This is a genomic window from Streptomyces muensis (genome assembly GCF_021474425.1).
GTDB lineage: Bacteria > Actinomycetota > Actinomycetes > Streptomycetales > Streptomycetaceae > Streptomyces > Streptomyces muensis.
In genome coordinates, this window is record NZ_JAKEIP010000073.1 from 1 (window position 1) to 19,678 (window position 19,678).

A 19,678-nucleotide genomic window follows, 5' to 3' on the forward strand; every position below is an offset into this window, starting at 1 on the left:
GTCCTGGGGCCGTACGGGGTGGCCGGGGCGGCGTACTGCTTCGAGGAACCGCGTGGGCCGACCGCGTCCGGGGCTTCGACCGGCTCGCCGGCCGCTTCGCGGACTCCGGACGCGCCGACGGGTTTGCCTACGGCGGACTCCGAGAATTCCTCCGGCTCGGGTTCCGGCTCCGGCTCGGGTTCCGGTTCGAGTCACCCCCGCCACCAGCACACCCAGCGTCCCGGCCGTCCGCAGCGCCCCCGGCGACACGCCGCGCCGGTCACCGTCGGCAGCGCGCGGCCGCCTCCGCCCCCCGTGCACCACCGCCAGCCATGAAGTCATGGAACAAGCGTCACAGCACAGGACGTACCCGGCATTCCGAACTGCGCCACCCGACCGACCCCGGCGCACGCCCCGGACACTCCGACACGGCGGCCCACGGAATCCGCGCCGGCGTAAACGGTGGATCACCCCACACAGGGGGCACCACGATGATGAGCTGTACGGGTGCGAGAGAATGGCGGCATGGAGATGCCGAGGAACGAAAGGTCGTCCGAGAACCCCCAGATCCTGGTCGTGGGCCAGGACGGGATGGCGCTCAGCGGCGGCAACGGAGACGAGGACTCCCGCGAGATCCCGGTGACGGAGCAGGTCGAGCAGCCGGCGAAGGTCATGCGGATCGGCAGCATGATCAAGCAGCTGCTCGAAGAGGTGCGCGTCGCTCCCCTGGACGAGGCGAGCCGGGTCCGGCTGAAGGAGATCCATGCCAGCTCCGTGAAGGAACTGGAGGACGGCCTGGCCCCCGAGCTCGTCGAGGAGCTGGAGCGGCTCTCGCTGCCGTTCACGGACGAGGCGACCCCGAGCGACGCGGAACTGCGGATCGCGCAGGCCCAGCTGGTCGGCTGGCTGGAGGGCCTCTTCCACGGCATCCAGACCACGCTCTTCGCCCAGCAGATGGCCGCGCGCGCCCAGCTGGAGCAGATGCGCCGCGCCCTTCCCCCGGGCGTCGGCGGTCACGAGGAGGGTGGCGAACACCGCCAGGGCGGGCCGTACCTGTAAGAGACCCGTAAGTCACCAGACGTCCGACGTGCATGTGAAGGGCCCGGCAGCCACTGCTGCCGGGCCCTTTCAGTTCTCCGCGATCACTGGCGCCGCGATCACTGCGGGTTGCCCGTGGAGACCTGGAACTCCAGCTCCGGCGGGTCGTCCGGGTCCATGTCCGTACGCGCCGAGGGCGACTGCCGCATGATGGTGCCGTCGCCGAACGTGTTCTCGTCGACGTCGACCTTCTTGTAGTCCCAGCCCGCGGCGTCGAGGCACTTGACGACGGACGGCCAGTACTTGAAGGAGAAGTCCGGCATCTGCACCTGGTCGGGGTCGCGGTAGGACTCCCGCGGCTCGGTGCACTCGGTCGTCTCGACCGTGTCACCGCTGTCCCCCGCCCGGTAACCGGGCGCCTTCGACTTCGTCTCCGAGGCCGTGGCGGTCGAGCCGCCGCTGCCGCCGGGGTCCTCGGTGCCGCCGCCGTTCAGCGTCAGGGCCGCGATCAGGCCGCCCACCGCGACGACGGACACGACGATCGAGCCGATGATCACCGGCCGGTTGTTCCTGCCACCGCCCGAACCGGGCTGCCGCTGGGGCGACATGGTGTACGGCGGCGGCGTCGCGTGGCCCGGCTGCGCGGAGTACGACGCCGGGGCCGGCGTCTGGTAGCCGGGCTGCTGCGGGTAGCCGTACGACGGCGACGGCATAGACGGCGGCGGCGTGCCGTAGGGGTTCGGCGCCGGGGTCTGCGGGGCCTGCGGGTACGGCGTCTGGACGGGGCCGGCGGGCGGCGGCGTCTGGCCGACCGGCGGGAACACCGAGGCGCCGACACCCTGGCCGTGCTGCGTCTGCGCGCCCGGCACGATGCTGGGCGGGGCGGCCTGGAAGGACGCGGCCACGCGCAGACACTCGTCGCGCATGGACTCGGCGCTGGGGAAGCGTTCGTTCGGGTTCTTCTTCAGGGCGCGGGCGACCAGCGCGTCCACGGCCGGTGGCAGGGCGCGGTTGATGGAGGACGGAGCCACCGGCTCCTCCTGCACATGCGCGTAGGCGATGGCCAGCGGGGAGTCGGCGTCGAACGGCAGCCGCCCGGTGACGAGTTGGAACAGCATGATGCCGACCGAGTAGAGGTCGGAACGGGCGTCCACGCCACGGCCGAGGGCCTGTTCCGGCGAGAGGTACTGCGGGGTGCCGACCACCATGCCGGTCTGTGTCATGGACGTCACACCGGACTGCATGGCGCGCGCGATGCCGAAGTCCATCACCTTGACGACGCCGCGCTTGTTCATCATCACGTTGCCCGGCTTGATGTCCCGGTGGACCAGGCCCATCTCGTGGCTGATCTCCAGCGCCGCGAGCACATCCGCGGTGATCTTCAGCGCCTTGTCGGCGGGCATCGCGCCGAACTGCCGTACGTCCGCGTCGAAGACGGAGCTGAGCGGGCGGCCCTCGATGTACTCCATGACGATGTACGGCGTCGTCATGCCGTCGACATCGTCCTCGCCGGTGTCGAAGACCGAGACGATATTGGTGTGCGTGAGCTTCGCCACGGCCTGGGCCTCGCGGCGGAAGCGCTCGCGGAACGCCTGCTCGCGGCCGAGCTCGGTGTGCAGGGTCTTGACCGCGACCTGCCGGTCGAGCACGGAGTCGTACGCGAGATGCACCGAGGCCATGCCGCCCTCGCCGAGCAAGTCGCGCAGCTGATAGCGGCCGCCGGCCAGCGCCCGCCCCGCGTATCGGCCCTGTGCGCCGTCCTGGCTCATGTTCTGCGTCCCCCGTTGCCTCTCGGGCGCCTGCGATTGCCCTGGACCGGCGATCCCGAGTGATCCAATGTGCTATTCCCGGCCAAGTCTGCCCCACGGCACTGACAGGTCAAGCGCGGTGCCCGTTCCGTGACCGTACGCGAAGCAGGCGTCGCGGAAGCGTTACAAGGGTCGTACGGCCGGTGCACAGAATTTGCACGAGTGGACGGGGTACCGGTTTGATGGCCGGTCCGTCTCCTTCCGGTTGGGGCGGCCGTCTCGGACCGACGGCTTGCGCGGAGGCTGTAGCGTGGCCGACGGAGACCGTAACAACACCGCGCGCACCGCGGGCAGAAACGACGGCGAGGACTGATGGCACAGCAGCAGCGCGCTCAGGGCCCGTCCGACCCCGAGGCGGCTGGCGGCGGTATGTCAGACGCGCCGGAGATGTGGGGTAATGGCGGACTTGTCGGGGACGGCCGTTATCGGCTGACCCGCAGACTCGGCCGAGGCGGCATGGCCGAGGTGTTCGCGGCCGAGGACGTGCGCCTCGGACGCACCGTGGCGGTCAAGCTGCTGCGCGCCGACCTCGCCGAGGACCCCGTGTCCAAGGCCCGCTTCACGCGCGAGGCCCAGTCGGTGGCCGGCCTCAACCACCACGCGATCGTCGCCGTGTACGACTCCGGCGAGGACGTCGTCGGCGCGCACAGCGTGCCGTACATCGTGATGGAGATCGTCGAGGGCCGCACCATCCGCGACCTCCTCCTCAATGCCGAGGCGCCCGGCCCCGAGCAGGCCCTGATCATCGTCTCCGGTGTCCTGGAGGCGCTCGCCTACTCGCACCAGCACGGCATCGTGCACCGCGACATCAAGCCCGCCAACGTCATCATCACGCACAACGGTGCCGTGAAGGTGATGGACTTCGGCATCGCGCGCGCCCTGCACGGCGCGCAGTCGACGATGACCCAGACCGGCATGGTCATGGGCACCCCGCAGTACCTCTCGCCCGAGCAGGCGCTCGGCAAGGCCGTCGACCACCGCTCCGACCTGTACGCGACGGGCTGCCTGCTGTACGAACTCCTCGCGCTGCGCCCGCCGTTCACCGGCGAGACCCCGCTGTCGGTGGTCTACCAGCACGTCCAGGACATCCCGACCCCGCCGTCCGAGGTCTCCGACGCGGTGCCGCCGGAGCTCGACGGCCTGGTCATGCGCTCGCTCGCCAAGGAGCCCGACGACCGGTTCCAGACCGCCGAGGAGATGCGCGGCTTGGTCCAGTACGGCCTGCAGATGCTGTACGACCAGGGCGGCCACACCGGCACCTGGAACACCGGCCCGGTGACCATGCACGACGGCCGGCACACCCCGTCCGCGGGCTTCGCGAACACGACCGTCATGGGGCACCCGGGCACCCCGGCCTCCGGCACCACGCAGATCCCGCAGCCGATCCTGCCGAACAGGTACGGCGGCGGTGGCGACGACGGCGGCTTCGAGGGCCACGGCAACAAGGGCGGTGGTCGCGGCAAGCTGTGGATCCTGGCCGTCTTCGCGGTGATCGCGATTGCGGCGGGCGTCGCGCTGGCGCTGCAGAACGGCGGCGGCGGTGGCGGCGGTGGCGGCGACACCACGCCGACGCCGACCACGTCCCAGACCACCGAGGACAAGACGACCGACGAGCCCACGGACGAGGCGACCGAGGAGCCGACGGACGAGGTCACCGACGACGGCAGCGGCACGGGCACCGACCCGACCTACCAGCCGACGCAGGACCCGACGTACGAGCCGACCGAGGACCCGACGTACGAGCCCACCGAGGACCCGACCACGGCCGAGCCGACGGAGGAGCCCACGGAGGAGCCCACCGAGGAGCCGACGGAGGATCCGACCGATGAGCCGACCGATCAGCCGACGCTGCCCACGGGCGGCACCGGGGGCGGCTGACCCCCGACCGCTGACCGGCGAGAGACCCCCACGCGCGCGTGCGACCCGGAAACGGGACGCACGCGCGCGTGCCGTTTCCGATCTCCCCTCGGCCGTCCCTGTTGATCTTCCCCCGGCGATCTCGACCCCGGCGACTCTTCCCGTGACCTGGGTCACCGATATAACGTGCCGTTGTTCCGGCCCCCTGCAAGGCTGTGACCAGGAGTTGTTCCCGCCTTTCGCGATTTACTTGGAAATCCAAGCAAAATCGCAGGTCAGGAGGGGTTTCACAGAAATGTGGAGCACTGGGTAACGTGCTTTTTGCAGGGCGCTCGCCGGGGCACCTGTCACGCCTGTCCCCCAACGAGCCGCACCCACCCTGTGCGTCCGTAGGGCTTCAGGTGAGCCGCACTGGCACCCGGCGAACCCGGGATGCCGGACCGACGGAGGAGCACACGTGACCGTGGAGAGCACTGCCGCGCGAAAGCCGCGACGCAGCGCCGGTACCAAGAGCACGGCCGGCAAGACAACCGCGAGGAAATCGCCGAGCACGGACCCCGAGCTCGTACAGCTGCTGACGCCCGAGGGCAAGCGAGTCAAGAACGCCGAGTACGACAAGTACGTCGCCGGCATCACCCCCGAAGAGCTCCGCGGCCTCTACCGCGACATGGTGCTCACCCGACGCTTCGACGCCGAGGCCACCTCCCTGCAGCGCCAGGGCGAGCTGGGCCTGTGGGCGTCGCTGCTCGGCCAGGAGGCCGCCCAGATCGGCTCCGGCCGCGCCACCCGCGAGGACGACTACGTCTTCCCGACCTACCGCGAGCACGGCGTCGCCTGGTGCCGCGGGGTCGACCCGACCAACCTGCTCGGCATGTTCCGCGGCGTGAACAACGGCGGCTGGGACCCCAACAGCAACAACTTCCAGCTGTACACGATCGTCATCGGCTCCCAGACGCTGCACGCCACCGGCTACGCGATGGGCGTCGCCAAGGACGGCGCCGACAGCGCGGTCATCGCCTACTTCGGCGACGGCGCGAGCAGCCAGGGTGACGTGGCCGAGTCCTTCACCTTCTCCGCGGTCTACAACGCCCCGGTCGTGTTCTTCTGCCAGAACAACCAGTGGGCGATCTCCGAGCCGACCGAGAAGCAGACCCGGGTGCCGCTCTACCAGCGCGCACAGGGCTACGGCTTCCCCGGCGTCCGCGTCGACGGCAACGACGTCCTGGCGTGCCTCGCCGTGACGAAGTGGGCGCTGGAGCGCGCCCGCGCCGGCGAGGGACCGACGCTGGTCGAGGCGTACACGTACCGCATGGGCGCCCACACCACCTCCGACGACCCCACCCGCTACCGCGGCGACGAGGAGCGTCAGGCCTGGGAGGCGAAGGACCCGATCCTGCGCCTTCGCGCCTATCTCGAGGCTTCAAACCACGCGAACGACGGATTCTTCGCGGAACTGGAGACCGAGAGCGAGGCGTTGGGCAAACGAGTGCGCGAAGCGGTCCGCGCCATGCCGGACCCGGACCACTTCGCCATCTTCGAGAACGTGTACGCGGACGGGCATGCGCTCGTCGACGAGGAGCGCGCCCAGTTCGCCGCCTACCAGGCGTCGTTCGCGACTGAATCTGATAGCGGCTCCGCCGCGGTTTCGGGGGGTCACTGAGATGGCTGAGAAGATGGCTCTCGCCAAGGCGATCAACGAGTCGCTGCGCCGCGCGCTGGACACGGACCCCAAGGTCCTCGTCATGGGCGAGGACGTCGGCAAGCTCGGCGGTGTCTTCCGGGTGACGGACGGCCTGCAGAAGGACTTCGGCGAGAGCCGGGTCATCGACACCCCGCTCGCCGAGTCCGGCATCGTCGGCACCGCGATCGGTCTCGCCCTGCGCGGCTACCGCCCGGTCGTGGAGATCCAGTTCGACGGCTTCGTCTTCCCGGCGTACGACCAGATCGTCACGCAGCTGGCGAAGATGCACGCGCGCTCGCTGGGCAAGGTCAAGCTCCCGGTCGTCGTCCGGATCCCCTACGGCGGCGGCATCGGCGCGGTCGAGCACCACTCGGAGTCCCCCGAGTCGCTCTTCGCGCACGTGGCCGGTCTGAAGGTCGTCTCCCCGTCGAACGCGTCGGACGCGTACTGGATGATGCAGCAGGCCATCCAGAGCGACGACCCGGTGATCTTCTTCGAGCCCAAGCGGCGCTACTGGGACAAGGCCGAGGTCAACACCGAAGCCATCCCCGGTCCGCTGCACAAGGCACGGGTCGTCCGCGAGGGCACCGACCTCACCCTGGCCGCCTACGGCCCGATGGTGAAGCTCTGCCAGGAGGTCGCCGACGCGGCCGCCGAGGAGGGCCGCAACCTGGAGGTCCTGGACCTGCGCTCGGTCTCCCCGATCGACTTCGACTCCATCCAGGCCTCCGTCGAGAAGACCCGCCGTCTGGTCGTGGTCCACGAGGCCCCGGTGTTCTTCGGCTCGGGCGCGGAGATCGCCGCCCGGATCACCGAGCGCTGCTTCTACCACCTGGAGGCCCCGGTGCTGCGCGTGGGCGGCTATCACGCCCCGTACCCGCCGGCGCGTCTGGAGGAGGAGTACCTGCCGGGCCTGGACCGGGTGCTCGACGCCGTCGACCGTGCCCTGGCGTACTGAGGAGAGGGTCGTGACGACGATGACGGAAGCGTCCGTGCGCGAGTTCAAGATGCCCGACGTGGGCGAGGGACTCACCGAGGCCGAGATCCTCAAGTGGTACGTCCAGCCCGGTGACAAGGTCACCGACGGCCAGGTGGTGTGCGAGGTCGAGACCGCCAAGGCGGCCGTCGAGCTGCCCATCCCGTACGACGGGGTGGTCCGCGAGCTGCACTTCCCCGAGGGCACCACGGTGGACGTCGGTACGGCGATCATCGCCGTGGACCTGGCGGGCGGGGCGGCACCGGCCGCCGAGGCGCCGGCCCCGGCCGAGGCGCCCGCCGAGACGGCGCCGGAGGAGGCCAAGCCCCAGGGCCGCCAGCCCGTGCTGGTCGGCTACGGCGTGGCCGCGTCCTCCACCAAGCGCCGCCCGCGCAAGGGAGCCGACGTCCCGCGCCAGGAGCCCGCGGCCGCGGCCCAGGCCCTGCAGTCCGAGCTGAACGGCCACGGCCCCACGGAGGCCGTGACGCCTCCTAGGCCGCTGGCCAAGCCTCCGGTGCGCAAGCTGGCGAAGGACCTGGGCGTCGACCTGACCACGGTGACGCCCACCGGCCCCGACGGCATCATCACCCGCGAGGACGTGCACGCGGCGGTGGCCCCCGAGGCCCCGGCCGCCGAGCCGGCACCGCAGGCCGGCCCGCTCGCCGCGCCCGCCGCCCCGGCCCCGGCGCCGGTGCTCGCGTACGACACGGGCCGGGAGACCCGTATCCCGGTCAAGGGCGTGCGCAAGGCGACGGCCGCCGCGATGGTCGGCTCGGCGTTCACGGCGCCGCATGTCACGGAGTTCGTGACGGTGGACGTGACGCGCACGATGAAGCTGGTCGAGGAGCTCAAGGAGGACAAGGAGTTCGCGGGCCTGCGGGTGAACCCGTTGCTGCTGATCTCCAAGGCCCTGCTGGTGGCGATCAAGCGGAACCCGGACGTCAACGCGTCCTGGGACGAGGCCAACCAGGAGATCGTGCAGAAGCACTATGTGAACCTGGGCATCGCCGCGGCGACCCCGCGCGGTCTGATCGTCCCGAACATCAAGGACGCCCACGCCAAGACGCTTCCGCAACTGGCCGAGTCGCTGGGCGAGTTGGTGTCCACGGCACGGGAGGGCAGGACCACCCCGGCCGCGATGCAGGGCGGCACGGTCACCATCACCAACGTCGGCGTCTTCGGCGTCGACACCGGCACCCCGATCCTCAACCCCGGCGAGTCCGCGATCCTCGCGGTCGGCGCGATCAAGCTCCAGCCGTGGGTCCACAAGGGCAAGGTGAAGCCGCGTCAGGTCACCACGCTGGCGCTGAGCTTCGACCACCGGCTGGTGGACGGGGAGCTGGGCTCCAAGGTCCTGGCGGACGTGGCGGCGATCCTTGAACAGCCCAAGCGGCTGATCACCTGGGCGTGAGCCCGTAGGAAGGGTCAGGCGGAAGCAGCGAAAGGGGCGGCCACTGTCGAGTGGCCGCCCCGTTTCGTCGGGCGTGAGCCGCGTGAGCCGTGTGAGCCGCGTGAGCCTCAGCGGGCGTCAGATCTTGGCGTAGCCGTAGTTGATCAGCTTCTTCACGTCCGTCGTGCGGCTGGCCTCGTTCGGCGCGGTGAGGACGGCGCCCATCACCGACTCGCCGCTCTTGGTGGCCGCGAAGACCAGGCAGTACTTGGCCTCGGTGCCGGAGCCGGTCTTGATGCCGAGCGTGCCGTTCCAGCCGAGCAGCGTGTTGGTGTTCTTCCACGCGGCCATCGTCCGGGTGGCGCCGGTCTTGGTGATCGTCTTCGCCGTGTACGACTTGGTCTTCACGACGGTCTTGAACGTGGAGCTCTTCATCGCGCTGCGGGCGAGCTTGGTCAGGTCGCGCGGCGTCGAGTAGTTCGAGCCGTTGCTTATGCCGTCGAACGAATCGAAGTGCGTGTTCGTCATGCCCAGGCTCTTGGCCATGGTGTTCATCTTGCCGATGAAGTTCTTGGTGCGGGCCGCGACCGTCGAGCCGGAACCGAACTTGTCGGCGAGGGTCATCGCGGCGTCACAGCCCGACTTGAGCATCATCCCGTACAGCAGCTGACGGACGGTGACCTTGTCGCCGACGATCAGGTTGGCCGACGAGGCGCCCTTGGAGACGATGTAGTTGCTGACCTCCTTCCTGATGGTGACCTTGGTGTCCAGGTTCAGGTTCGACTGCGAGAGCACGACCTTCGCGGTCATGATCTTGGTGGTGGAGGCGGTCAGCCTCTTGGTGTCGGCGGACTTGGCGAACAGCGTCTTGCCGTTCGCGCTGTTCATCAGGAACCCGCCCTTGGCGCTGATCGAGGGCGTGGTGACGGCCTGCGCGGGCGCCGCGGTGATCGCTCCGGAGGCGATGACGGCGCCGGTCGTGAGCACGACCGCTGCGGCTCTACGGACACGCATGCCCTTGATGGCACTTATCAACTGAAATACCCCGATTACGTCTGATGCCCCGAAAGTGCGGCCGGTTGGGAGGGGAAAGAAAGTGGGGCCGCACGTGTGTGACACGTAATTAGCACAGAAGGTTGTGCCGCACGTGGGGTGGATGGCGCTTCTTTGCCGGAAGATCTCGCAGATCACACGGATTCCGCCGCGAGGTCCGCATGCTGGAATGGTCACCGCCTTGCGTACGTGTTGTATCTATGCTGTGGGCATGCCTTCCGCCCCGCCCGCACCCCTCAAGCAGCCACCCGCCGCCGACCGCGTCTACACCCACGTCAAGCAGGGCGTCCTGGACCGCCGTTACGAGGGCGGGACCCTCCTCACCGAGGGCGAGCTCGCCGAGGCCGTCGGCGTCTCACGCACCCCGGTACGGGAGGCGCTGCTGCGGCTGGAGGTCGAGGGGCTGATCAAGCTCTACCCGAAGAAGGGCGCCCTGGTCCTGCCGGTCTCCGCACAGGAGATCAAGGACGTCGTGGAGACCCGGATGCTCGTCGAGGAGCACGCGGCGCGCAAGGCCGTCCCCGCGCCCCCCGGGCTCATCGAGCGCCTGGAGGAACTGCTCACCCAGCAGAAGGCCCAGGCCGCCGCCGGCGACCTCGCCGGGGCCGCCGTCACCGACCGCTGCTTCCACGCCGAGATCGTCCGCAGCGGCGGCAACGAGATCCTGTCCCGGCTCTACGACCAACTCCGCGACCGGCAACTGCGCATGGGCGTCGCCGTACTGCACTCCCACCCCGACCGGATCGCCAAGACCCTGGCCGAGCACGAGGAGATCCTTCAGGCCCTGCGCTCCGCCGACGCCGAGGCGGCCGTCGGGCTGGTCCACCGGCACATCGGCTGGTTCTCGCACCTCGCGCGGGGTGAGGAGCGATGAGGTCCACCGCACTGCCCGGCGACCCTCCCGGCGGCCGCCGCGCCGTCGCCGTCTGGGGCATAGGCGTCTCGGTCTACTTCGTCGCCGTCATCTTCCGTACGTCCCTCGGCGTCGCCGGCCTCGACGCCGCAGACCGCTTCGACGTGAACGCCTCGGCCCTGTCGACGTTCTCGATCCTCCAACTGCTCGTCTACGCCGGCATGCAGATACCCGTCGGCCTGCTCGTCGACCGGCTCGGCACCAAGAAGGTGCTGGGCCTGGGCGTGCTGCTGTTCACCGCGGGCCAACTCGGCTTCGCCTTCTCACCGTCGTACGGCATGGCCCTCGCCTCGCGCGCCCTGCTGGGCTGTGGCGACGCGATGACGTTCATCAGCGTGCTGCGGCTGGGCAGCCGCTGGTTCCCGGCCCGCCGCGGCCCGCTGATCGCACAGCTCGCCGGCCTCGCGGGCATGGCGGGCAACCTCGTCTCCACGCTGGTGCTGGCCCGGCTGCTGCACGGGGTGGGCTGGACGGCCGCGTTCGCCGGCAGCGCGGGCGCGGGCGTCGTGGTGTTCGTCCTGCTGGTGCTGTTCCTGAAGGACCACCCCGAGGGCCACGACCCCGAGCCGCTGCCGCACCAGGGCGCGGCCTACGTACGACGTCAGATCGCCGCGTCCTGGCGGGAGCCGGGCACGCGCCTCGGTCTGTGGGTGCACTTCACGACGCAGTTCCCGGCGATGGTGTTCCTGCTGTTGTGGGGGATGCCGTTCCTGGTGGAGGCGCAGGGGCTGTCCCGGGCGACGGCCGGTGAACTGCTCACCCTCGTCGTCCTGTCGAACATGGTCGTGGGCCTCGTCTACGGCCAGGTCGTCGCCCGGCACCACGAGGCGCGGCTGCCGCTGGCGCTCGGCACGGTGGGCGCGACCGCGGCGCTCTGGGCGACGACGCTGGCCTGGCCCGGGGAGACCGCGCCGATGTGGCTGCTCATCGTGCTGTGCTCGGTGCTCGGGGCGTGCGGCCCCGCCTCGATGCTCGGCTTCGACTTCGCCCGGCCCGCGAACCCGCCGGAGCGGCAGGGCACGGCGTCCGGCATCACCAACATGGGCGGCTTCGTGGCCTCGATGACGACGCTGTTCGCGATCGGCGTGCTGCTGGACGCGACCGGTGACGACTACGCCGTCGCCTTCTCGGTCGTGTTCGTCCTCCAGGCGCTGGGCGTGAGCCAGATCCTGCGGCTGCGGAAGCGGGCGGCGCGCAGGGAGCGGGAACGGCTGGTCGCCAGCAGGGTGGAGACGGTGCACGTTCCCGCGTGAGCCCGGGGGCCGGGTGGCGGGCGACAGCGGTTTTTCTCGCCCCCGCCGCCCCTACCCGTCCCATCCCTGAGGGCTGCGCCCCCAGACCCCCCGTCGGCCTGAACGGCCTCGTCCTCAAACTCCCCCAGAGGGGGGACCCCCAGACAGGCTAGAAGCTACGGCGTCACCGTGAAGTTTCGCAGGATCGCTGTCGTCAGGTCCGTGTCGCCCTCTGTCTTCACCCGGTCCGCCGCCGCTTCCGGGGTGACGCGGCCGCAGGCCAGGCGGACGTAGGTCTCCCAGTCGAGGGTGAGGGTGGCGGCGGGGCCCAGGGCGGGGGCCGTTTCGAGGGTGCCGCGGCCCTGGATGTCGATGCGGATCGTGCGGAGGAACTCGATCGGGCCGTGGACGTCGAAGACGATCGCCGAGCTGCGCGGGGCGTCGGCCTTGCCGGCGACGATGTCGGGCAGCTTGGAGAGCAGGACGTCACGGGCCACGTGTGCGCCGGGGGAGTCGAGGTTGCCGGGGCGGCCGAGGGCGGCCCGCAGGTCCTGCTCGTGGACCCAGATGTCGAAGGCGTGCGTCCGCATGGACTCTTCGAGGGTGAGCTCCGCGCCGAGCGGACCGCGGACCTTCGTACCGGGGTCACGGGACTCGTTGCGCAGCTGGCGGTTGCGGCGGATGACCGTGTACTCCAGCTCGGACGTCATCTCCGGCGCCGTGTGGTGGCGGCGGACGTCGACCTGCATCTCCATGTACCGCTGGTGGTCGTTGGTGACGTGGAAGAGGTCGCGCGGGAGGGTGTGGATGGGGCGCGGGTCGCCGAGCATCTCGCAGTCCAGGCCGATGACATGTGACACGACGTCACGGACCGACCAGCCGGGGCAGGGCGTGCGTCGATTCCACTCGCCCTCCACAAGCGGCGTCACCAGCTCGGATATCGCTTCGATGGAGTGGGTCCAGGCGTCGGCGTAGGGCTGGAGGGTGGGATGCAGACTCACGGAACGGGACCCCTCGGCGGTCGGTACACGGGCGGTTTGTGGCGGCGTTGCCAGTGGGAGGTGGCGGCTGTCGGCGGGTGTCTCGAAACGCTAAGTTACGCTGCTGTGAGGCACCCCGGCAGTGCTTTCGTGTGACGATCGTAGGCCCGTGTGGAAGCCCATGTGGACCGCTCGAATGCCAGGACGGTGGTAGTGTGCGCGCCTCTTTGCTCCAGATCGACGTAAACGAGGGCGAATCGATTGAATCGCGCCGGGTGCGCGTGGCCTCCCTCGTCCGGGAACAGTCCGGGTCCGCCGACCTCGTCGTCCTGCCCGAGCTGTGGACCACCGGCGCCTTCGCCTACGAGGAGTTCGCCTCCGAGGCCGAGCCGCTCGAAGGGCCGACGTACGAGGCGATGGCGAAGGCCGCGAGCGACGCGGGCGTGTGGCTGCACGCGGGCTCGATCCCCGAGCGTGACCCCGAGGGGCCCCTCTACAACACCTCCCTCGTCTTCTCCCCTGCCGGTGATCTGGTCGCCGCCTACCGCAAGATCCATCGGTTCGGCTTCGACAAGGGCGAGGCCGTGCTGATGGGCGCGGGCGAGGAACTGGTGACGGTGCGGCTGCCCGAGACCACCGTTGGCGTGGCCACCTGTTACGACCTCCGATTCCCCGAGTTGTTCCGCGGCCTCGTCGACGCCGGCGCCGAGACCTTCGTCGTCCCGGCGGGCTGGCCGGAGCGCCGCCGGGCGCACTGGACGCTACTGGCTCAGGCGCGGGCGGTGGAGAACCAGGCGTTCGTGCTCGCCTGTGGAACGGCCGGGACGCACGCGGGAGTTCCACAGGCCGGTCACTCGATCGTGGTGGATCCGTGGGGCGAGGTGCTGGCGCAGGCCGGGGCGGGGGAGCAGGTGCTCACCGTGGAGTTCGACCCGGGGAAGCCCGCGGTGACGCGGGATCAGTTCCCGGCGCTCAAGGACCGGGTGCTGGGGGTGGCGGCACCGCCTCGCCGCTGAGCGCGTTCGCCCTCGGCCGTGATCGGTGCCCGGCCAGGACCGGTGCTCGGCCGTGGCCCCCTCAGTCGTCGTCCCCCCGCTCCCTCTCCGCCAGGTGGATCACACACACCGCGACCGCGATCAGCAGCGCCGGGTCGGCGTCGTCCCGTACGACGTCCACGCCGTACGTCTCCCGTACGTGCAGCCACCTGCGGGAGACGACGGCCAGCAGCTCGCCGTCGTACTCGACGGCGAACTCCCGGTCGAGGATCCTGCCGCTGACGTCGAGTTCCGTGCTGCCGTCCGCGAGGGACACGCGGTAGTGGTTGCGCAGCAGGGACAGCCGTTTGCGGCGGATCGTGGCGAGCGGGTGGCCGTCCCGCTCGATCACCATCGTGTCGCGCAGGGCGAGCATCTTCTGGTGGATGTCGATGAGGACGCGCCCCTGGGTGTCCTTCAGCTCGAAGGTGTCCCGCAGCCGCATCGCCTTGCCGTCGACGAGGAACACCTTGTTGCCCCGGTCGTCCTCGATCCAGTAGTCGTCACCGAAGCCGAGGAGCCGGTCGCGTACGAGGAATCTCATGACACGAGGGGTTCCCCGCGGCCCGCTCCGAAACGCCGCCGGTAGGCCGACGGGCTGACCCCGGTCGCGCGTCGCACGCGCGCGCGGAGGTTCGCCGCGGTGCCCAGGCCGCTCCTGGCCGCCACCACGTCCAGCCGTTCCTCCCCGCGCTCGATCAGCCGGCACGCCAGCGCCACGCGCTCCCCGGTCAGCCAGGCCAGCGGGGTCGTCCCCAGCTGTGCCCGGAAGCGGCGGTGCAGGGTGGCCGGCGACACCGCCGCCCGCGCGGCCAGGTCGGTCACCGTCAGCGGCTCCCCCAGCCGTTCCTGCGCCCACGCCAGCAGCGGCGCCAGCGACTCGTCGGGCACGTCCGGCATCGGCCGCTCCACGAACTGCTTCTGCCCGCCGTCCCGGTGCGCGGCGAACACCAGCCGCCGGGAGACGGCGTTGGCGACCTCCGCGCCATGGTCGCGCCGTACGACATACAGGCACAGGTCGAGCGCGGCGGCGCTGCCCGCGGCGGTCAGGACGTCGCCTTCGTCGACGAAGAGCACGTCCGGTTCCAGCAGCACCCTGGGATGCAGCTCCCGGAAGGTGTCGGCCCAGCGCCAGTGCGTGGTGGCACGGCGCCCGTCCAGCAGCCCGGCCTCGGCGAGCGCGAAGCTGCCGGTGCACAGGCTCATGACGCGGGCCCCGCGCGCGTGGGCGCGCCGGATGGCGTCGAGTACGGCGGCGCCGCGCGGCACGACGTTGTCCGGGCGGCCGGGCACGACGAGGGTGTCCGCCTCGTCCACCGCCTCAAGGCCGGGCACTCCGGTCAGCGTGAAGAAGCCGTGGTTCATCCGCACCTCGCGGGTGGGCGCGCACAGCGTCACGTCGTACAGCGGCCCGGCGAGCCCCAACTCGGGCCTCGGCAGCCCGAACAGCTCGGTGGCGACGCCGACCTCGAACGGGTTGGTGCCCTCATCGACGATCACGGCGACGCGATGGGTGCACACCGACTGAGAGGATCCTTGCGCCATATGCGATTCCTAGCACTCGCGGGGGCGCGGAGTCACCCCACACGATGAACGCATGGAACCCATCTCGCTCGACGACGCCCTCGCCTCCTTCACGGAGACCTGGAGCCCCCGCATCGTGACGGCCGTCAACGACTACGACGTGCGCGTGGCCAAGGTCGACGGCGACCACGTCTGGCACGTCCACGACGACACCGACGAGTTCTTCCTGGTCCTCCACGGCGAACTGCACATCTCCCTGCGGGAGGCACAGGGCGAGCGCACGGTCGTCCTCCCCAAGGGCTCCGTCTTCACCGTCCCCCGAGGCACCGAACACAAGCCGTACGCCCCCGCCCCCGCCGCCATCCTCGTCTTCGAACCCACCGGCACCCTGAGCGTCGGCGACCGCCACGACGAGGTACCGGCCCATGTGGACGCGACGACGGGGCACGCGCTGACCTGACGGTCACTCCCCGGGGCGGCTCGGTGTCGTCCGCCGTGACGGGCGAACGTTGCCTGCCGGGGCACTAGACCCCGTAACCGTCGCTGTACCCGTCCCGGTGCCGGTGGTGGTGGCCCTCTTCGTCCACCACCGGTGTCGCGGGCGGTACCACCACCCGCCTGCGCCGGGCGATGCTGCTGAACGTCGTGACGCCGATCAGTCCGACGATCATCAGGATGATGCCGACCAGGTCGAGATTGACTCCCTCCATGTCCCAGTCGGTCGCGAACGTGAGGATGGCTCCCGCGGCGATGAGGATGATGCATCCGCCGAGGCCCATAGGTGTCGCCTCCCTGGTCCGGTGGTTCCGGTCGGAGGCGGGTACCCCGGTGGTCCGGGGCTACCCCTCCAGGAACGCCACCAGGGAGTTCGCCAGCAGATGCGGGTCGTCCGTGCCGCACAACTCGCGGGCGCTGTGCATCGAGAGGATCGCCACGCCGATGTCGACGGTCTTGATGCCGTGGCGGGCCGCGGTGATCGGGCCGATCGTGGTGCCGCAGGGCATCGAGTTGTTGGAGACGAAGGACTGGAAGGGGACGTTCGCCTTCTCGCAGGCCGCCGCCCAGACCGCCCGGCCGGAACCGTCGGTCGCGTAGCGGTTGTTGACGTTGACCTTGAGGATCGGGCCGCCGTTGACCCGCGGGTGGTGCGTCGGGTCGTGGCGCTCGGCGTAGTTGGGGTGGACCGCGTGGCCGGTGTCGGAGGAGAGACAGACCGTGCCCGCGAAGGCGCGTGCCTTGTCCTCGTACGATCCTCCGCGCGCGAACACCGAACGCTCCAGGACGCCGCCCAGCAGCGGCCCGTCCGCGCCGGTGTCGCTCTGCGAGCCGTTCTCCTCGTGGTCGAAGGCGGCCAGCACCGGGATGGAGGGCAGGGCCGCGCCCGAGGCCGCCGCCGCGGTCAGCGCCGCCACGCCCGCGTGCACCGAGAGCAGGTTGTCCATGCGCGGGCCCGCGACCAGCTCCTTGTCCCGGCCCAGGTACGCCGGCGGCTCCACGGAGTGGACCATGAGGTCCCAGCCGGTGACCTCGCCCGCGGGCAGGCCGGCCGTCTCCTCCAGGAAGGCGATCAGGTCGCCGTCCCGGACGTCGTTGCCCAGGCCCCAGATGGGCTGGAGGTGGCGCTGCTTGTCGAGCTTGAGGCCCTCCGCCGACACGGAACGGTCCAGGTGGATGGCGAGTTGGGGGACGCGCAGCAGCGGGCGGTCCACGTTCACCAGCCGGGTCGCGCCGTCCCGCAGGGTCAGCCGGCCGGCCAGGCCCAGGTCGCGGTCGAGCCAGGAGTTGAGCAGGGGGCCGCCGTAGATCTCCACGGCCACCTGCCGCCAGCCGTGCGCACCGGCGTCCGGCAGCGGCTTCACACGCAGGTTGGGGGAGTCCGTGTGCGCGCCGACGATCCGGAACGGCGTGTGGGGCGCCGCGCCCTCGGGGACGTACCAGGCCACGATCGCGCCACCGCGCAGCACGTACTTGCCGCCGCTCGACCCGTCCCAGGCGTCCGTCTCCGCGACCTGCCGGAAGCCGGCCTTCTCCAGCCGCTCGGCGGTGTTCGCCACGGCGTGGTACGGCGACGGGCTCGCCGCCAGGAAGGACATGAGGTCGTCGGTGTGGCCGCGGTCGAAGCGGGGGGGTTCGCTCATGGGGTTCACCTTAACGACGTACGAGGGCCCGCTCCCGGTGAAGGGGAGCGGGCCCTCGTAAGGGCGATGTGGATTGTCCGTGAGTGCCGGGAACGGACCGGTAGGAGGGTCCGGAACGGGCTGCTAGAACGCGGCCTCGTCCAGCTCCATCAGGTCCAGGTCGATGCCCTCGGCGAGCTTGCGCGCGCCGGTCACGCCCGGCAGGACGTTGGCCGCGAAGAACTTCGCCGCCGCGATCTTGCCGGTGTAGAACGCCTTGTCCTTGGCGGAGGCCGTCGGGAGCTTCTCGGCGGCGACCGCGGCACCCTTGAGCAGCAGGTAGCCGACGACGACGTCACCGGAGGCCAGCAGCAGGCGGGTGGTGTTCAGGCCCACCTTGTAGATGTTCTTGACGTCCTGCTCGGTGGCCGCGAGGTCGGTCAGCATCAGACCGACGATCGCCTCCAGCTCCACGGCCGCCTTCGCGAGGTGCTCGCGGGCGCCGGCCAGTTCCTCGCCGCCCTCGCCGAGCGCCAGGAACTTCTTGATGTCCTCGGCGAGCGAGTTCAGGGCCGCGCCCTGGTTGCGGACGATCTTCCGGAAGAAGAAGTCCTGGCCCTGGATCGCGGTGGTGCCCTCGTACAGGGTGTCGATCTTGGCGTCGCGGATGTACTGCTCGATCGGGTACTCCTGGAGGAACCCGGAGCCGCCGAAGGTCTGCAGCGACTGGGCGAGCTGCTCGTAGCCCTTCTCGGAGCCGTAGCCCTTGACGATCGGCAGGAGCAGGTCGTTCAGCGCGTGCTCGGTCTTGGCGTCCTCGCCGGCCGCCTCCTTCACCGCGATGGAGTCCTGCACGGACGCCGTGTACAGCACCAGCGCGCGCATGCCCTCCGCGTACGCCTTCTGCGTCATCAGCGAGCGGCGCACGTCCGGGTGGTGGGTGATGGTGACCTTGGGCGCGGTCTTGTCCATGAAGTTCGCGAGGTCCGGACCCTGGACGCGCTCCTTGGCGTACTCCAGCGCGTTCAGGTAGCCCGTCGACAGCGTGGAGATCGCCTTCGTGCCGACCATCATGCGGGCGAACTCGATGATGCGGAACATCTGGCGGATGCCGTCGTGCTTGTCGCCGATCAGCCAGCCCTTGGCGGGGTGCTGGTCGCCGAAGGTCATCTCGCAGGTGTTGGAGGCCTTCAGGCCCATCTTGTGCTCGACGTTGGTGGCGTAGACGCCGTTGCGCTCACCCAGCTCGCCGGTCTCGAAGTCGAAGAGGTACTTCGGGACGAGGAAGAGGGACAGGCCCTTGGTGCCGGGGCCGTGGCCCTCGGGGCGGGCGAGCACGTAGTGGAGGATGTTCTCCTCCATGTCGTGCTCACCGGAGGTGATGAAGCGCTTCACGCCCTCGATGTGCCAGGAGCCGTCCTCCTGCTGGACCGCCTTGGTGCGCCCGGCGCCCACGTCGGAGCCCGCGTCGGGCTCGGTGAGGACCATGGTGGAGCCCCAGGTCCGCTCTACGGCGATCTGGGCGATCTTCTTCTGGACGTCGTTGCCCTCGTCGTAGAGGATCCCGGCGAACGCCGGGCCGGAGGAGTACATCCACACGGCCGGGTTCGAGCCGAGGATCAGCTCCGCGTACGACCAGATCAGCGACGGCGGGGCGGTGGTGCCGCCGATGGCCTCGGGAAGGCCGAGCCGCCAGTACTCGGAGTCCATGAAGGCCTTGTAGCTCTTCTTGAAGGACGCCGGTACCGGCGCGGTGTTCGTCTCGGGGTCGAAGACCGGCGGGTTGCGGTCGGCGTCCGCGAAGGACTCCGCCAGCTCGTTCTCGGCGAGGCGGGTCAGCTCCTCGAGGATGCTTTTCGCGGTCTCGGTGTCCATCTCCTCGAACGGGCCGGTGCCGTACAGCTTGTCGCGCCCGAGTACTTCGAAGAGGTTGAACTCGATGTCGCGGAGATTCGACTTGTAGTGCCCCATGGTCACGGCTCCGTAGAGAGGGATCGGCGAGGCACTTGGTTCCTCGCGCTAGTTCACGTACCAACAAGTAGCTACGATGATGCTACCCGCCAGTAATAAGACGCAACCCCGATCCCGTCATCTGT

At 70.1% G+C, this 19,678-nt stretch carries 17 protein-coding genes; 9 read left to right on the forward strand and 8 right to left on the reverse strand.

The genetic code is table 11. The annotated features are described in order from the left end of the window. Window positions 1-504: 504 nt before the first annotated feature. Window positions 505-1,038, forward strand: coding sequence for a bacterial proteasome activator family protein (locus L0P92_RS19140; RefSeq protein WP_030050626.1), 534 nt, complete (start codon window positions 505-507; stop codon window positions 1,036-1,038). Between the two features lie 98 nt (window positions 1,039-1,136). Here L0P92_RS19140 and L0P92_RS19145 read toward each other — a convergent pair whose 3' ends face one another. Continuing rightward, window positions 1,137-2,786: a protein kinase domain-containing protein gene (locus L0P92_RS19145; RefSeq protein WP_234763963.1), complete on the reverse strand. Its 1,650-nt coding sequence runs from the start codon at window positions 2,784-2,786 to the stop codon at window positions 1,137-1,139. Window positions 2,787-3,137: 351 nt separating this feature from the next. Between L0P92_RS19145 and L0P92_RS19150 the strand changes: the two genes are divergently transcribed. The 4 genes from L0P92_RS19150 (at window position 3,138) to L0P92_RS19165 (ending at window position 8,750) form a co-directional block, all read left to right on the forward strand. Continuing rightward, window positions 3,138-4,703 carry a protein kinase domain-containing protein gene (locus L0P92_RS19150; RefSeq protein WP_234763964.1) on the forward strand — a complete coding sequence of 522 codons (1,566 nt, stop codon included), beginning with the start codon at window positions 3,138-3,140 and terminating at the stop codon, window positions 4,701-4,703. Between the two features lie 436 nt (window positions 4,704-5,139). Further along, entirely contained in the window at window positions 5,140-6,342 is a 1,203-nt protein-coding gene (gene pdhA, locus L0P92_RS19155; protein ID WP_234763965.1) for a pyruvate dehydrogenase (acetyl-transferring) E1 component subunit alpha, read from the forward strand. A 1-nt stretch (window position 6,343) separates the two neighbouring features. Continuing rightward, a complete protein-coding gene (locus tag L0P92_RS19160; RefSeq protein WP_234763966.1) occupies window positions 6,344-7,321 on the forward strand; it encodes an alpha-ketoacid dehydrogenase subunit beta in 978 nt (325 codons plus the stop codon). 10 nt (window positions 7,322-7,331) lie between these two features. Further along, entirely contained in the window at window positions 7,332-8,750 is a 1,419-nt protein-coding gene (locus L0P92_RS19165) for a dihydrolipoamide acetyltransferase family protein (protein ID WP_234763967.1), read from the forward strand. Window positions 8,751-8,867: 117 nt separating this feature from the next. Here L0P92_RS19165 and L0P92_RS19170 read toward each other — a convergent pair whose 3' ends face one another. After that, window positions 8,868-9,743, reverse strand: coding sequence for a D-alanyl-D-alanine carboxypeptidase family protein (locus L0P92_RS19170; RefSeq protein WP_234763968.1), 876 nt, complete (start codon window positions 9,741-9,743; stop codon window positions 8,868-8,870). Window positions 9,744-9,993: 250 nt separating this feature from the next. Between L0P92_RS19170 and L0P92_RS19175 the strand changes: the two genes are divergently transcribed. Next, a complete protein-coding gene (locus L0P92_RS19175) occupies window positions 9,994-10,656 on the forward strand; it encodes a GntR family transcriptional regulator (RefSeq protein WP_234763969.1) in 663 nt (220 codons plus the stop codon). Continuing rightward, window positions 10,653-11,948: an MFS transporter gene (locus L0P92_RS19180; RefSeq protein ID WP_234763970.1), complete on the forward strand. Its 1,296-nt coding sequence runs from the start codon at window positions 10,653-10,655 to the stop codon at window positions 11,946-11,948. The genes L0P92_RS19175 and L0P92_RS19180 overlap by 4 nt, the downstream gene beginning before the upstream one ends. A gap of 155 nt (window positions 11,949-12,103) precedes the next feature. On the opposite strand, the gene L0P92_RS19185 is transcribed toward L0P92_RS19180, so the two are convergent. After that, window positions 12,104-12,928, reverse strand: coding sequence for a maleylpyruvate isomerase family mycothiol-dependent enzyme (locus tag L0P92_RS19185; protein ID WP_234763971.1), 825 nt, complete (start codon window positions 12,926-12,928; stop codon window positions 12,104-12,106). 194 nt (window positions 12,929-13,122) lie between these two features. Between L0P92_RS19185 and L0P92_RS19190 the strand changes: the two genes are divergently transcribed. Further along, window positions 13,123-13,923: a carbon-nitrogen family hydrolase gene (locus L0P92_RS19190; protein WP_234763972.1), complete on the forward strand. Its 801-nt coding sequence runs from the start codon at window positions 13,123-13,125 to the stop codon at window positions 13,921-13,923. 61 nt (window positions 13,924-13,984) lie between these two features. On the opposite strand, the gene L0P92_RS19195 is transcribed toward L0P92_RS19190, so the two are convergent. Together L0P92_RS19195 and L0P92_RS19200 are read right to left on the reverse strand one after the other, a co-directional pair. Beyond that, complete coding sequence (locus L0P92_RS19195; RefSeq protein ID WP_234763975.1) at window positions 13,985-14,485, reverse strand: LURP-one-related/scramblase family protein; 501 nt, start codon at window positions 14,483-14,485, stop codon at window positions 13,985-13,987. Continuing rightward, window positions 14,482-15,486, reverse strand: a complete 1,005-nt coding sequence (locus tag L0P92_RS19200) for a helix-turn-helix domain-containing protein (RefSeq protein WP_234763976.1) — start codon at window positions 15,484-15,486, stop codon at window positions 14,482-14,484. Before L0P92_RS19200 ends, L0P92_RS19195 begins: the two co-directional genes overlap by 4 nt. Before the next feature lie 52 nt (window positions 15,487-15,538). Between L0P92_RS19200 and L0P92_RS19205 the strand changes: the two genes are divergently transcribed. Next, the gene (locus tag L0P92_RS19205) at window positions 15,539-15,925 is read left to right on the forward strand and encodes a cupin domain-containing protein (protein ID WP_234763977.1); all 387 of its coding nucleotides are present in this window, start codon (window positions 15,539-15,541) and stop codon (window positions 15,923-15,925) included. Between the two features lie 64 nt (window positions 15,926-15,989). On the opposite strand, the gene L0P92_RS19210 is transcribed toward L0P92_RS19205, so the two are convergent. From L0P92_RS19210 to L0P92_RS19220, 3 genes are all read right to left on the reverse strand, one after another. Continuing rightward, the gene (locus tag L0P92_RS19210; RefSeq protein WP_234763979.1) at window positions 15,990-16,244 is read right to left on the reverse strand and encodes a DUF6458 family protein; all 255 of its coding nucleotides are present in this window, start codon (window positions 16,242-16,244) and stop codon (window positions 15,990-15,992) included. Between the two features lie 60 nt (window positions 16,245-16,304). Further along, the gene (locus L0P92_RS19215) at window positions 16,305-17,603 is read right to left on the reverse strand and encodes a M18 family aminopeptidase (RefSeq protein WP_234763980.1); all 1,299 of its coding nucleotides are present in this window, start codon (window positions 17,601-17,603) and stop codon (window positions 16,305-16,307) included. A gap of 123 nt (window positions 17,604-17,726) precedes the next feature. Beyond that, window positions 17,727-19,553, reverse strand: a complete 1,827-nt coding sequence (locus tag L0P92_RS19220) for an acyl-CoA dehydrogenase (protein WP_234763982.1) — start codon at window positions 19,551-19,553, stop codon at window positions 17,727-17,729. Window positions 19,554-19,678 lie beyond the last annotated feature (125 nt).

What these genes read in the sequence shown, in the direction of transcription:
- L0P92_RS19170 (WP_234763968.1), bottom strand. Translation starts at nt 9,743, where the DNA reads ATGCGTGTCCGTAGAGCCGCAGCGGTCGTGCTCACGACCGGCGCCGTC.
- L0P92_RS19145 (WP_234763963.1), bottom strand. Translation starts at nt 2,786, where the DNA reads ATGAGCCAGGACGGCGCACAGGGCCGATACGCGGGGCGGGCGCTGGCC.
- L0P92_RS19160 (WP_234763966.1), top strand. Translation starts at nt 6,344, where the DNA reads ATGGCTGAGAAGATGGCTCTCGCCAAGGCGATCAACGAGTCGCTGCGC.
- L0P92_RS19180 (WP_234763970.1), top strand. Translation starts at nt 10,653, where the DNA reads ATGAGGTCCACCGCACTGCCCGGCGACCCTCCCGGCGGCCGCCGCGCC.
- L0P92_RS19205 (WP_234763977.1), top strand. Translation starts at nt 15,539, where the DNA reads ATGGAACCCATCTCGCTCGACGACGCCCTCGCCTCCTTCACGGAGACC.
- L0P92_RS19210 (WP_234763979.1), bottom strand. Translation starts at nt 16,244, where the DNA reads ATGGGCCTCGGCGGATGCATCATCCTCATCGCCGCGGGAGCCATCCTC.
- L0P92_RS19220 (WP_234763982.1), bottom strand. Translation starts at nt 19,553, where the DNA reads ATGGGGCACTACAAGTCGAATCTCCGCGACATCGAGTTCAACCTCTTC.
- L0P92_RS19215 (WP_234763980.1), bottom strand. Translation starts at nt 17,603, where the DNA reads ATGAGCGAACCCCCCCGCTTCGACCGCGGCCACACCGACGACCTCATG.
- L0P92_RS19195 (WP_234763975.1), bottom strand. Translation starts at nt 14,485, where the DNA reads ATGAGATTCCTCGTACGCGACCGGCTCCTCGGCTTCGGTGACGACTAC.
- L0P92_RS19200 (WP_234763976.1), bottom strand. Translation starts at nt 15,486, where the DNA reads ATGGCGCAAGGATCCTCTCAGTCGGTGTGCACCCATCGCGTCGCCGTG.
- L0P92_RS19150 (WP_234763964.1), top strand. Translation starts at nt 3,138, where the DNA reads ATGGCACAGCAGCAGCGCGCTCAGGGCCCGTCCGACCCCGAGGCGGCT.
- L0P92_RS19140 (WP_030050626.1), top strand. Translation starts at nt 505, where the DNA reads ATGGAGATGCCGAGGAACGAAAGGTCGTCCGAGAACCCCCAGATCCTG.
- L0P92_RS19175 (WP_234763969.1), top strand. Translation starts at nt 9,994, where the DNA reads ATGCCTTCCGCCCCGCCCGCACCCCTCAAGCAGCCACCCGCCGCCGAC.